Source organism: Helicobacter cinaedi CCUG 18818 = ATCC BAA-847 (assembly GCF_000155475.1).
Classification (GTDB): domain Bacteria; phylum Campylobacterota; class Campylobacteria; order Campylobacterales; family Helicobacteraceae; genus Helicobacter_C; species Helicobacter_C cinaedi.
Genome location: NZ_DS990391.1, coordinates 818,661 through 831,845, shown reverse-complemented (window position 1 = coordinate 831,845; position 13,185 = coordinate 818,661). Strand labels below are relative to the sequence as shown.

The following is a 13,185-nucleotide window of genomic DNA, read 5'->3' as shown; positions in this document are numbered from 1 at the left end:
CCTTTATTCTTTCATTACCTTTAAGATTCTATATTGCATTTTGATTTAAGCTTAAGCGAGTTTTGCCAAACTTGCCAAAAACACACTTGCACTCTCACTTCGTAAAATAAGTGTATCATTTAAAGTTATGATTTTTGCAAATCTCTGCCTTTCCCTTTGGCTAAAGCCCCCTTCAGCCCCCACCATCACACGCACACTGCCATTTTCTGCCCCCTCATTAAAAGGGTTATGCTGCCTTATATCCTCTCCACCAAAATCAAAAGCATAAAAAGGTGTATATCGCTCACATACGCAATCAAAGTCCTTTAGCACTTCTAATTCCATCAAATCTATCCTGCCACATTGTTGGCAAGAAGAGATAAGAATCTTTTGCATTCTTTGTAGATTGAGGCTGAATTGCCGCTGTGAAAACTCCGCATAAAAAAAGCTGATACGCGAGATTCCAAGCTCATTTAAAAAAGGTAGGGTTTTTTCTATGACCTTTGGATCAATAATCGCCCACAGCAAGTGCAAAGGGCTAAAATGGCTCTTTGGGGAATCTTGCTCACTTATCTTTGTAAGCAGGGCGGATTTTTTCTTAATCTCAGCAATAGTGTAGGTATAAAGCTTCTTATCCTGTAAATTCCGCACTTTAATGACAGAATCTAGCTGCAAACGCCTTGCCTTAATGATATAGGTAAAATCATCATTACTAATCTCTACTTGAAAATCCCCAGCATTTGGCTGATACAAAAACTGCATAGCTAACTCACAAAATAAAACAGCACAGCAAAAAAGGCTAAATCTAGCATATAGAGCATTTTAGCAAATCTCACATAGCTTTGCATCGCCTCTAAGTTTGTGCGTCTTGCTACTTTTAAAATCCGTATGCGGTAAATCTCGCCCACAAGCACAAACACACAAAATGTTATCATCGCAATAATTTCTAAGCTCAAGCTCAAACTCCCAAATACCCAAATATTTATACCGCTTAACACGCTTACTGAGAGCAAAAAGAAAATAATAGGTGCAATAAACCAAATCTTTTTATTCATTCTCACAAGATTCTTTGAGCCAAAAAACAGCACCAAAAGATTTAACACAAAAGGCAGGGCAAAAAACGCTGCAAATATTTTATGATAGAGCATAAGGCTCATATAGGTATCTTGCAAAATGCTAGAATCAAACTCCTGCATATTCTCTCCTTTATTCTTTAAACTTGTTTGTCTTGGACTTGTTTAAATTCCTTGGATTAACTTTAATAGTTTATTATCACTAAAAATTTTTAACCTAAAGTTTCAAAGGATATTTCATCAAATCTCAAGCTGTTGTATTACTCAATATGGGCGCACCGAGCAGTCTATTTGAAGTGGAGAGTTTTTTAAAAAATATGTTTAATGATCCGCTCATTTTAGGCATTCAAAATAACTTTGGGCGTAAAATGTTGGCTAGTTTCATCACTCACAAACGCCTAGAAGATGCAAAAAAAAATTATCAAGCTATCGGTGGTAAATCCCCTCTGCTAGAACACACCGCAAATCTTGTAAAAACGCTCAATGCCCTAGATTCTAAACGACTTTATACTTTTGCTATGCGTTACACCCCACCTTTTGCCTATGGCGTTTTAGATGAGCTAAAACGCCAAAATATACAATCTTTGGTGCTTTTTAGTCTGTATCCGCAGTTTTGCACCGCAACCATTCACTCTTCTTTGCTTGATGCTAAAAATGCTTTACAATCCCTAAATTTTAGCCCAAAGCTCCTTGAAGTCTCACATTATCACATGCACCCTTCATATATTGCCTGTATTGTGGAAAAAATCAAACAAGCCCTAAAGGGTGAAGATTCTAAGGATTTTGTGCTTTTACTCTCTGCCCATTCCCTGCCACAATCTCGCATAGAACAAGGTGATCCTTATCAAAAGCAATGTGAAGAAAACAAAGCTGCCCTAGAATCTGCCCTGCAACAACAAGGCATTATATTTAAAAAAATCGCCCTTAGCTATCAGTCTAAAGTCGGCAAAATGAAGTGGCTAGAGCCTAGCACAAAAGATGCTATTACGCATTTTAAAAATGAAAAGCTTATTATCTTTCCGCTTTCTTTCACGCTTGATAATTCCGAAACAGACTATGAGCTTAAGATTCTCTATGCCAATCACGCACAGAATCTAGGCATAAAAGATTATCGTGTGTGTGATTGCTTTAATGCTGATGTAAGCTTTGCTAACACCATTATTGAAATCATACAAGGAGCGAGTGATGAAAAAAACTAGATTCTCTATACTCTGTGGATTCATTTGTGTATTTACTCTTTTGGGTTGCAGTGATGATAATGAAGTCAAAATCTCACAGGGCAATAATGCTGCTGCCATAGAACACGCTGAAAGCCTTGATAAACAAAGCTATGCGGGGCTAGAAGATATATTTTTAGACACAAAAAACATCTCCACACAAGAAGATAAAACTACGCTTTTAATCTTTGGGAAAAATAACTGCATATATTGCGATAAGATTAAAGATGATATAAAAGCAAATAGCGAGATAAAAAGCCATTTAAAAAGCCATTTTATCCCCTATTACATTAATGTCAGCTACACCAAAATCCATAACCTAAATTTTATAGATTCTAAAAAGGAGTTAAGCACCACTGCCCTTATGGAATCTTATGTCAAATCTCCTATGCGTCCTACACCTACACTTATATTTTTGAATCCTAAGGGAGAGAGTATTTTTGAATTGCCCGGCTATATGAATGCAGATTCTATATTAAAAATCCTGCAATATATGCAAAGCAAACAATGGCAGGATAAGGACCAAACGCAAGTGGCAAGTGAGATAAATAAGATTCTATAAATTCCAAGATTTTATTACATATAAGGAGCAAATATGCAACTTCTTAAAACACTTTTTTGTTCTATGAAAATGGTTTTATTACTTATCGCTTTATACGCCACTGCTTGTGGCATTGCAACCTTTATTGAAAAGTTTGATGGCACACTTGCGGCGCGATTTTGGGTATATGATGCTTTTTGGTTTGAGATTTTACATCTTTGGCTTGCTCTTTGCCTTATTGGCTGTTTTATCACTTCAAAAGCGTGGCAGAGAAAGAAATACGCTTCACTGCTTTTACACAGCTCATTTATTGTCATCATCATAGGAGCTGGTATCACGCGGTATTATGGATTTGAGGGACTTATGAGTTTGCGAGAAGGGGAGAGTGCTAATACTATCACTACAAACACACATTACATCTTTATACAAGTGAAAAATCCCCAAGGCGAAGTAGAGCATATTAGAATCCCAACCTACATTGATGATAAGATTAACCGCCCCATTAAGCAAACCTTTAGCTTTTTTGATAAACCTTTAGAAATTACCACAGGCAGTCTAAGCAGGGAAGATTCCCCTATGGGACGCTATGTTTTACAAGCCGATATTAAGTTTTTAGATAAAGATTTTGAAACGCTTATCCTGCGTGATGGGGATAGCACCCCTAGCAAAGAAAGCATTACCTTGCTACGCGAAGATGACTATACCATTCTCCTTGCGTGGGGGACAGATGCTATTGCCCTGCCTTTTTCACTTAAGCTTACAAGCTTTGAGCTTGAGCGTTATCCGGGCTCAAGCTCCCCAGCTTCCTATGCTTCACAAGTAGAAGTGCTTGAAAAAGACAAACCGCCATTCCCATTTAGAATCTTTATGAATAATATCCTTGATTATGGTGGCTATCGCTTTTTCCAAAGCTCCTATCACCCAGATGAAAAAGGCTCGATTCTATCGGTGAATAACGACCCGGGCAAAACGCCCACTTACATAGGCTATACAATGCTTATCCTTGGCGTTTTATGGCTGCTTTTTGATAAAAATGGACGCTTTTTAAGCCTAGGGAGATTCTTAAAAACACAGCAATTTTTATCGATTGCCCTATTTTGTGCCTTTAGCTTTTTTACTTTGCCAACGCACACTTATGCCCTGCCTAATGCTTCAAATGCTGATGAGATAGCAACACAAGATTCTAGCCTAGATTCTAGCTTTACTCCCAAACAAGCCCAAAATGAGAATCTACAAGACATTCCTACGATGATACGATCGCTCAAAAATGCTTCAAATCTAGCAAAGCAGTTTGATAAGATTCTAGTCCAAGATTTTGGCGGACGCACAAAGCCCATTCACACTCTAGCTGATGAATATATCCATAAACTCACGCAAAAAAGCACATTTTTAGATTTAAATCCTACGCAAATTTTCTTAGGTATGATTTTCTATCCACAAGAGTGGCAAACTATCCAAATGATAGCGACCAAATCGCCTAAGCTTAGGCAGATTCTAGGGCTAGATGAAAATCAAAAATATATTGCTTATATTGATGTCTTTAGTCCAAAGGGGCAGTATATCCTCCAAAACTATGTAGAAGCAGCAAATCTTAAAAACCCCGCCTTGCGTGATACATTTGAAAAAGATGTCATCAGTGTAGATGAGAAAATTAACTATGCGTTTTTAATCTATACTGGTCAGGTGCTTAGAATATTCCCTGATAGCAAAACCCCAAACAATCAATGGCTCTACCCACTTGAAGCCATTAGCTCGGCTGTGGCAGAAGGCAATATGCAAAAGGCTAAGACTCTTATGCAGGTGTATAAAGGCTTTGCAGAGGGTATGCAAATGGGGCTAGATTCTAATAATTGGCAAGAAGCTCATAAAGCCCTAGAAGAGATTGATAGAATCCAAAAAGAAAATGGCGGAGCAACGCTTATTAGCGATGCGAAAATAGATTCTGAAATTTGGCTAAACACTTACAATCCCTTTCATCAGCTCACATATCCCTATTTAATCCTTAGCATTGTGCTGTTTTTCATCGTGCTGTATTCCATTCTTAAAAATGCTCCACTCAAACCTAGAGTGCATAAAATCTTTTATACACTTTTATTCCTGCTTTTTGTGTTACATACTTGTGGCTTGGCATTGCGGTGGTATGTGAGCGAGCACGCTCCGTGGAGTAATGCTTATGAATCTATGCTCTATATTGCGTGGGCGGCGATTACTTCGGGTGTGGTGTTTTTTAGGCATTCTAATCTGGCTTTGAGTGCGTCTAGCTTTATGGCTGGAATCACGCTTTTTGTGGCTCATCTTGGCTTTATGGATCCACAAATTGGCAATCTCGTGCCGGTTTTAAAATCCTATTGGCTTAATATCCACGTCTCTGTTATCACTGCAAGTTATGGATTCTTAGGATTATGCTTTATGCTAGGGCTTATTACGCTATTTATGTTTGTGCTAAGGAGTGATAAATTTACGCAGAAAAACAACACCAAAGAACGCATTGATAGCTCTATTTTATCGCTAAGTGCTTTAAATGAAATGGCAATGATTTTAGGGCTATTTTTACTCACTGTGGGGAATTTCCTAGGGGGTATTTGGGCTAATGAATCGTGGGGGCGATATTGGGGCTGGGATTCTAAAGAGACTTGGGCGTTAATCAGCATTGGCGTGTATGCGATTATTTTGCACTTAAGATTTGTGGTAAAAACAAATCTGCCCTTTGTCTTTGCGAGTAGCTCTGTGGTTGGATTCTTCTCTGTGTTAATGACTTATTTTGGGGTGAATTTCTATCTCACTGGAATGCATAGCTATGCTGCAGGAGAGGCTATGCCTGTGCCATTGTGGGTAAAGATTATGGTGGTTGGAATCTTTGTGTTTATCCTTGTGGCAAGTAGAAATAGAAAGCTTGAAATGCCAAAGATATAAACACGGAGCTTAAAGATTCTACTTTGGATTATTCACAAAGCAAAAGCTTATCAAATTCATTGTAGAATCCGCACTTTGTAAATTATGTCTTAGGAGGTGTGTATGAAAAAAATTGTCCTTTGGATTTTGGGGATTATCCTAGCTTTATTTGTGCTTATTTTTTGTGTGCTTTTCACACCACCGGGCAATGCTTTGCTTAAGCCTATTATTCAAGGGCAGATTGATAAATACGCACCTATCAAACTTGAGCTTGAAACTTTCTCGCTTGGAATCTCAAGTGTTGAGCTTAAAATCGCACATAATGATACTATCATCATCACACTTGGTGGGGATTTTTCACTCTTTTCTCAAACGCTTGATTTAGCCCTCAAAGTTGATGCACGAGATATTGCCGTGCTAGGTGAACTTGTAGATACACCGCTGCAAGGCTCATTTGTGATTAATACAACGGCAAAAGGATCACTCAAACATCTTGAAGTCAATACTACAAGTGATATTGCAAAGTCTTTTACTGATATTCGCGTTACCTTGCAGGATTTTACACCTACGGCCATTTTGGCAAACATTAAAGACGCACAGATTAAAGAATTTCTTGCAATGGCTGGGATAAAGCCTTACGCGAGTGGCTCACTTAGCCTTGAAGCGGACATTAAAGGCGATCAAAATATGAACTTTAATGGCAATACCTTGTTGCAAATCGCTCAAGGCTTGGTGGATAGCACACTGATTAAAAAAGATTTTGATGTAGATGTGCCAAAGACGACTTTTGTAACTACACTTAATGCCCTTTTTGATATGGATAAACTTAATCACGACTTTAGCTTCAATGGCAATATTGGCAATATCCACTCAAGCGGACAAACGCTCCTTAAAACCCTTAGCACAAATACAAGCTATGCAGTAGATTTGAGCGATTTATCCGCTTTTACACCACTTGTGGGTATGCCTATACGCGGGAGCTTTAATACAAAGGGCGAAGTGAAAGGTGGAATAGAATCTTTAGAGATTAAAGGTAGCTCAAACATCGCAAGTTCAAACACAAGCTATGAAGCCCTGCTAAAAAACCTAGCCCCAGATACTATTAAAGCACAAGTGAGTAATTTAAAGCTTGATACATTGCTTTGGATGATTTATATGCCACGATATGCAGATATGAGATTAAATCTCAACGCGGTTGTAAGTGAGCTTGATAAAGGTATAAGCACAAAGACAGATCTTACGCTTACAGGCACAACAAATAATGTGGTGATGAAAAAGGAATTTGACCTTGATATGCCAAATACGAAATTCAATCTCACTTCAGGCGTAGTGCTAAAACAAGGCATAGGCGAGGCAAACTCAAAGCTAGATTCAGATATTGCCAATCTTAATCTTGCTAAAACCCAAATCAACCTTAAAGATTCTAGCTTTGTTGTCCCCTATGTTGCCACCATCCCAAATCTTAAAAAGCTTAAATTCCTTACGGGTATGGAACTCGCAGGGGATTTTAAAGCTCAAGGCACAGCAAAGCTTAAAGACACGCTTTATGCGGACTTTAGCACACAATCCCTTGGTGGAAGCATTGATGCAAAGCTTGATAATAATAAACTTTTTGCCTCGCTCAAAGATGTCAATACACTCAAGCTTTTTAGTATTGCTCAACTTAAGCCGGTGTTTAGCTCAAGTATGAATGGGGATTTTAACTATGACACGCTTACGGAAAAAGGCACACTCAAAGCGGTTTTAAGCAATGGTAAGCTTATGCCAAATGAAATTACACAACTCGCAGAAAAATACCTTAAAACGGATATTACAAAAGAAGCATACGAAGATGCCGGACTTAATGCCACCATTGACAAAAAGCTTATTACCACAGACATTGGGCTAACAAGCAATAATACCGCTATTTACGCACAGGAAGCGAGTATTGATACAGAAAAGGGCAAGATTAATGCAGATATAAAATTCCAAATCAAAGATAAATACATTTATCTTAAAGCAAGGGATAATCTCGCCTCGCCAAGTCTTAGCATTGATGCGAGTGATTTGATTAAAGCTGAAGCGAGTAAGGCTCTAAGCAAGGGAGCAGAACAAGCCATAGATAAATATATAAAAGATGATAAGATAAAAGAGGGTGCAGGAAAGCTTTTAAATAATCTTTTCAAATAAGATTCTAAGGGGGCAAACTTAAAAGTGATAACCACACAAATGGGACAATAAGATGAAGTATAAGCGATTTTTCAAGGCTTTTATGTCTGCTTTTCTTATCTCTTTTACTATAAGTTGTATGTATTTTCTTTTTCAAAAAATACATACCACCTAAATGCCAAAAACCGATAAAAGAGCCTAAATAAATTACGGAATATCTTTTGCTTTTTTACTTTAGATTCTCTATAAAAGGCTAAAGTATGCAAAGTGGATATTACAACACCACCGGCGGTATGGTAACGCAATTCAATAGGCTTGATCTCATCTCAAATAACCTTGCTAATCTCAACACCACAGGATTCAAACGCGATGATGTGGTCATTGGCGATTATTTGCGATTGTTTGAAACACACAAAGAACAACTCCCTATTGAAGATCACACACGCAAAGCCGCTAAGTTTCTTAACCGCACGATGAATCGTGTGCCAATTATCAGTGAAGAATATACCGATAGAAGTGTAGGCAGCCTAGCCCAAACGGACAATCCGCTTGATTTTGCCCTGCAAAGGGATAATGCCTTTTTTGTGATTAAAACACCCGATGGTATCCGCTACACACGCGATGGCAACTTTAATATAGACAATGATGGACACTTAGTCAATAAAGATGGACACCTTGTGCTAAGTCGTGATGGGCTAGATTCACAAGAAGGTATTATTATCCCCACAGGAATGTACTTAGAGAGCGACAACAATGGCAATCTCTATTTGCGAAATATCAATAATGACGCTATTGCGGAGCAAATCAACATCGGGGCATTAGCCGTTGTGGGCTTTGAAAATCCGCGTTATCTTAAAAAAGTTGGCAAAAATCTTTATGAATATCCACAAGATAGACTAGATGAACGCGATATTATGCAAAATAGTGCTATGATTGCACAAGGATTTTTAGAAAAAAGCAATGTCAATGCTGTGCTGGAGATGAGTTCTCTCATAGAGACAAATCGCCTTGTAGATATGTATTCTAAAGTAATGAAAAGCCATATGGACGATCTTAATACCGAAGCTATTACAAAACTTGCTGTGCGTGCTTAGATTCTAAAAATATATTTTCACACCACCTAGGAGCGTATATGCCAGATTCTCACGCATCAAAAGAGCTGCTAAATTGTTTTGAATACATCAAACGCTATCACACTGATATGCTAGATTCTATCGCGGTTATGCTTGAGCTTTTTTGGCTGAAACGCCACTCTGCCTCATTTATAGAATCTCTTATCCTTCTTACTAATAAACGCAAACCCATTTATGAATCTTTCTCTCAAGCCCTGCAAGAAGCCTTTGGAGCAGAGCTTTACACCCCTCTTAATCCAAATGCGAATCTTCTAAAGATTCTCAAAGTCGTTCATACACAAACCATCACAAATAGCGTTATTGAAGAGTTTTTACATATCATTACGCAAAAAAAGACAACCCATAAGCTTTTTTCCTACTCTACACCACTAGAAATTAATGAACTGCTTGTAGGAATCTTAGATATTAAAGAGACAGAGAGCGTGTATAATCCCTGCTATGGTATGGGGAGCTTGTTTTTTGCCATTTGCAATCACGCTAAGAATGTAGAACTTTATGGCGAGGAGCTAGAATCTACTTTGGCAAAAATCGCTAAAATTACCTGCAAGATTCTAAATCTTAGCTCCCAACATCTTGTGTTGAATAATATTCTCACAAATGCACAATTTAAACATCACAAGTTTGATAAAATCATTTGCAATCCCCCTCTTGATAGCCACATAGGCACACAATTTCTCAAAGAAGATGAACGCTTTTCTTCTTATGAAACACTCATTAAAACCTACCCAGAATTGCTTTTCCTTATCCACTCCCTTTCTCATCTCAAAGATAAAGGCGTGTTTATTCTCCGCACACAAACCTTGCTTAAGTCCTCGCTTGAAGGGCGTTTGCGTGAAAAGCTTTGTGAAGATAGGCTGATTGAAGCCATAATTGAGCTGCCCAAAAATATCTTTCCCCACCAAGCACACGATTTTTCAATCATTGTGCTTTCACAAAATAATGATTCTATTTTGCATATCAATGCCAACACGCCGCATTTCTACCGCAAAGATGGCAAGTATAACCGCCTTATCAATCTTAGCTCACTCCTTGCCCTTTATAAGCACAAAGCTACAAGTGAGCATTCTACTCTAACGCCCCTAAAGCAGATTAATCCACACGATTTAAGCGTGGGATATTATCTGCATAAGCCAAAGCAAGAAGTGGCAGATAGCTTATATCTTAAAGACTTGCAAGTAAGCATTTTCCGCGGACAGCGTGTCTATGGCAGTCCAAAAGATGAAAAAATCACCTTTTTTGATTTGGGTGTAGCAGATTTTGCGGAGTTTGGATTTTGCGATGAGTTTTCCACTCAACGCTTTAAGGGCGATAAAACTAAGATTAAAAAATATGCTTTAAAGCCCTATGATATAGCTATTTCTTTGCGTGGCAATACGCCAAAATTTACCATTCTTAGCCCTGAAGCTAAAAGGCACATTATCGTGGCAAATGCAGGCATAGTCGTGCTTCGCTCCCCAAACACGGATATTGCCATAGGGATTTATTGCTATCTTTTTTCGCATAAAGGGCAAAAGGCTCTAGGTAACATTGATGAGCGACTTGGTGTGCTTAACCCAAATGATTTAGAGAATCTCCCCATTCCGCGTAATTTCACACAAAATAGTCAAAAGACTTTTGCTAAGATTCAAGACTACGCCTTGCAATTAAGGGAGATAGAATCTCAACTCCAAAAGCTAAGGGACTAAATGCGGATTCTACACTCCGGGCTTAAAAATGTAAGCTATGGTAAAAATGTCAAGGTTGTTAACCCTAGCAATTTGTATGACTGCACACTAGAAGATGATGTGTTTGTTGGACCATTTTGTGAGATTCAAAGCCAAGTTAAAATCGGCAGGAGAACGCGGATTCAATCGCATAGCTTTATTTGCTCACTTGTAGAGATAGGGCAGGATTGCTTTATAGGGCACGGGGTAATGTTTATAAATGACAGATTTACTGAAGGCTTCCCCGCTCAAAGCAAAGATTTGTGGGAAGGCACACGCATTGGCAATAATGTCAGCATTGGCTCAAATGCCACGATTTTACCTGTAAATATTTGTGATAATGTGGTAATTGGGGCAGGAGCAGTTGTTACACGCTCTATTACACAAAGTGGAATCTATGCGGGCAATCCCGCCTCCTTACTCCGCAAACTCCCACAAGAAAATACAGCAAAAGGACAAAATAATGAATCTTAATAATGCCCTGCCCCAACATATCGCCATTATAATGGACGGCAATGGGCGTTGGGCAAAACAGCAGGGCAAAAAACGCACGCAAGGACATAAAGAGGGTGCAAAAGTTGTGCAGGAAATCACGCAATGGTGTGCCAACCAAAAGATTCCATTTCTCACACTCTATGCCTTTTCCACAGAGAATTGGAAGCGTCCAAAAATGGAGATAGACTATCTTATGAAGCTTTTAGAAAAATATCTTAAAGAAGAAAGGACAACTTATATCAAAAACAATATTAGATTCCGCGTCATTGGCGACATTGACGCCTTTAGTACGCCACTTAAAAATGCCATTTTTGAGTTAGAGCATTTAACGCAAAATCACACAAATTTAACGCAGATTCTAGCTCTAAACTATGGCTCACATAATGAAATTGCCCGCACCTTTCTTAAACTTGCCAACTCCCAAGCTCAAAGGCTAAGTAAGCTTACCACACAGGAAGTTACAGAGCTTATTAATGCCAACCTTGATACCGCCACACTGCCCAATGTAGATATGCTTATCCGCACAGGTGGGGAAAAAAGAATCTCAAACTTTTTACTTTGGCAGGCAAGTTACGCCGAGCTATTTTTCACCCCTACACTTTGGCCAGACTTCACCGCTAATGAGCTAGATTCTCTTTTGAGCGAGTTTAGTCAAAGACAAAGGCGTTTTGGCGGATTGTAAGTGGATTATAAAGATTCTAAAAGAAAAACTCAAAAATCGTAAAACTTTATGCTTTATTTGTAAAAAAGTGCTAAAAATTGCTTTTCACATTGACATTCTCCCAAAGGATCTCCTATGGATTTACAAACTCTCAAAGCAGCCTACCCAAAAGCCCTTCCCTATCACATCGGCGGTAAAGTTACCACGCAACCACGCAAACGCTTACGCTCCATTGATGAGCTAGGGCTTGCCTACACGCCCGGTGTTGCTGTGCCTTGTAAGCAAATAGAAGCCGAGCCTTTAAGTGCGTATGATTACACATCAAAAAGCAATCTTGTAGCTGTTATTAGTAATGGCACGGCGGTGCTTGGGCTTGGTGATATAGGGGCAATGGCAAGTAAGCCTGTAATGGAGGGCAAAGCGATTTTGTTTAAAACTTTTGCCGGAGTTGATGCCTTTGATATTGAAGTGAATGAAAAAGATGTGGATAAGTTTGTGAGCGTTGTCAAGGCAATCTCCCCTACTTTTGGGGGCATTAACCTTGAAGATATTAAGGCTCCAGAATGCTTTGAGATTGAAAAGCGTTTGATTGAAGAGCTTGATATTCCTGTAATGCACGATGATCAGCACGGCACAGCAATCATCTCAACCGCAGCGATTATTAATGCTTTACACTTGGTAAATAAGAAGGTAGAAGAGATTAAAGTCGTTGTCTTTGGTGCAGGGGCAGCGGCAGTGGCTTGTGCTAAGATGTATAAAGCCCTTGGGGTTAAGAATCTTGTGATGTTTGATTCTAAAGGGGCGATTACAGAGGATAGGACTGATTTAAATGCGTTAAAAAGGGAGTTTGCTTGTAAGGGACATTATAACTCTTATAGAGATGCACTCAATGGTGCAGATGTGATGCTTGGGCTATCAAAAGGGGATTTATTAAAGGCAGAAGACATTATGGGAATGAATGAATCTCCACTTATCTTTGCTCTAAGCAACCCCACACCCGAGATTATGCCAGAAGTTGTGAAAAAAGCAAGACCTGATGCGATTGTTGCCACCGGACGCAGTGATTTTCCAAACCAAATCAATAATGTGCTAGGTTTCCCTTATATTTTTAAAGGTGCGTTAAAAGTGAGGGCAAGCAAGATTAATGAAGAGATGAAATTTGCCGCTGCTAGAGCGATAGCAAATCTTGCACGAGAGCCAATCACGCAAAAACTTGAAGAACTTTTAAAGCAAAAAGTGAGCTTTGGCAAGGAATACATAATCCCCTCAGCCTTTGATGAGCGACTTGATGAAGTAGTAAGCAAAGCCGTAGCAGATGCGGCAATCTCAAGTGGTGTGGCAAG

Annotated in this window: 11 protein-coding genes; 9 read left to right on the top strand and 2 right to left on the bottom strand. The window is 38.9% G+C overall.

Translation table 11 applies throughout. From position 1 onward, the window contains the following. Positions 1-51: 51 nt before the first annotated feature. Positions 52-741, bottom strand: coding sequence for a 16S rRNA (uracil(1498)-N(3))-methyltransferase (locus HCCG_RS04225; RefSeq protein WP_002956197.1), 690 nt, complete (start codon positions 739-741; stop codon positions 52-54). A gap of 2 nt (positions 742-743) precedes the next feature. Next, positions 744-1,175 carry a hypothetical protein gene (locus HCCG_RS04220; protein ID WP_002956196.1) on the bottom strand — a complete coding sequence of 144 codons (432 nt, stop codon included), beginning with the start codon at positions 1,173-1,175 and terminating at the stop codon, positions 744-746. Positions 1,176-1,321: 146 nt separating this feature from the next. Between HCCG_RS04220 and hemH the strand changes: the two genes are divergently transcribed. The 9 genes from hemH to HCCG_RS04175 form a co-directional block, all read left to right on the top strand. Continuing rightward, positions 1,322-2,251 (top strand): ferrochelatase, encoded by a 930-nt coding sequence (gene hemH, locus HCCG_RS04215; protein ID WP_002956195.1) that lies wholly within the window; start codon positions 1,322-1,324, stop codon positions 2,249-2,251. Further along, complete coding sequence (locus tag HCCG_RS04210) at positions 2,238-2,831, top strand: SoxW family protein (protein ID WP_014666236.1); 594 nt, start codon at positions 2,238-2,240, stop codon at positions 2,829-2,831. Before hemH ends, HCCG_RS04210 begins: the two co-directional genes overlap by 14 nt. A 33-nt stretch (positions 2,832-2,864) precedes the next feature. Then, positions 2,865-5,723, top strand: coding sequence for a cytochrome c biogenesis protein CcsA (gene ccsA / locus HCCG_RS04205; protein ID WP_015453210.1), 2,859 nt, complete (start codon positions 2,865-2,867; stop codon positions 5,721-5,723). A gap of 102 nt (positions 5,724-5,825) precedes the next feature. Continuing rightward, positions 5,826-7,871, top strand: a complete 2,046-nt coding sequence (locus HCCG_RS04200) for a hypothetical protein (RefSeq protein ID WP_015453209.1) — start codon at positions 5,826-5,828, stop codon at positions 7,869-7,871. Between the two features lie 239 nt (positions 7,872-8,110). Further along, the gene (locus HCCG_RS04195; RefSeq protein ID WP_002956189.1) at positions 8,111-8,944 is read left to right on the top strand and encodes a flagellar hook-basal body protein; all 834 of its coding nucleotides are present in this window, start codon (positions 8,111-8,113) and stop codon (positions 8,942-8,944) included. 38 nt (positions 8,945-8,982) lie between these two features. Next, positions 8,983-10,668: an N-6 DNA methylase gene (locus HCCG_RS04190; RefSeq protein WP_002956188.1), complete on the top strand. Its 1,686-nt coding sequence runs from the start codon at positions 8,983-8,985 to the stop codon at positions 10,666-10,668. Further along, positions 10,669-11,160: an acyltransferase gene (locus HCCG_RS04185; RefSeq protein ID WP_002956187.1), complete on the top strand. Its 492-nt coding sequence runs from the start codon at positions 10,669-10,671 to the stop codon at positions 11,158-11,160. Further along, the gene (locus HCCG_RS04180; RefSeq protein ID WP_014666231.1) at positions 11,150-11,863 is read left to right on the top strand and encodes a di-trans,poly-cis-decaprenylcistransferase; all 714 of its coding nucleotides are present in this window, start codon (positions 11,150-11,152) and stop codon (positions 11,861-11,863) included. The genes HCCG_RS04185 and HCCG_RS04180 overlap by 11 nt, the downstream gene beginning before the upstream one ends. A 114-nt stretch (positions 11,864-11,977) precedes the next feature. After that, positions 11,978-13,185, top strand: a 1,208-nt coding sequence (locus HCCG_RS04175; RefSeq protein ID WP_002956186.1) for a malic enzyme-like NAD(P)-binding protein, incomplete at its 3' end; no start/stop codon positions are given.

Bases quoted from the DNA above. Each gene is read 5' to 3' on its own strand.
- HCCG_RS04190 (WP_002956188.1), top strand. From the start codon at position 8,983: ATGCCAGATTCTCACGCATCAAAAGAGCTGCTAAATTGTTTTGAATAC.
- HCCG_RS04200 (WP_015453209.1), top strand. From the start codon at position 5,826: ATGAAAAAAATTGTCCTTTGGATTTTGGGGATTATCCTAGCTTTATTT.
- HCCG_RS04180 (WP_014666231.1), top strand. From the start codon at position 11,150: ATGAATCTTAATAATGCCCTGCCCCAACATATCGCCATTATAATGGAC.
- HCCG_RS04220 (WP_002956196.1), bottom strand. From the start codon at position 1,175: ATGCAGGAGTTTGATTCTAGCATTTTGCAAGATACCTATATGAGCCTT.
- HCCG_RS04185 (WP_002956187.1), top strand. From the start codon at position 10,669: ATGCGGATTCTACACTCCGGGCTTAAAAATGTAAGCTATGGTAAAAAT.
- ccsA (WP_015453210.1), top strand. From the start codon at position 2,865: ATGCAACTTCTTAAAACACTTTTTTGTTCTATGAAAATGGTTTTATTA.
- HCCG_RS04195 (WP_002956189.1), top strand. From the start codon at position 8,111: ATGCAAAGTGGATATTACAACACCACCGGCGGTATGGTAACGCAATTC.
- HCCG_RS04210 (WP_014666236.1), top strand. From the start codon at position 2,238: ATGAAAAAAACTAGATTCTCTATACTCTGTGGATTCATTTGTGTATTT.
- HCCG_RS04225 (WP_002956197.1), bottom strand. From the start codon at position 741: ATGCAGTTTTTGTATCAGCCAAATGCTGGGGATTTTCAAGTAGAGATT.
- hemH (WP_002956195.1), top strand. From the start codon at position 1,322: ATGGGCGCACCGAGCAGTCTATTTGAAGTGGAGAGTTTTTTAAAAAAT.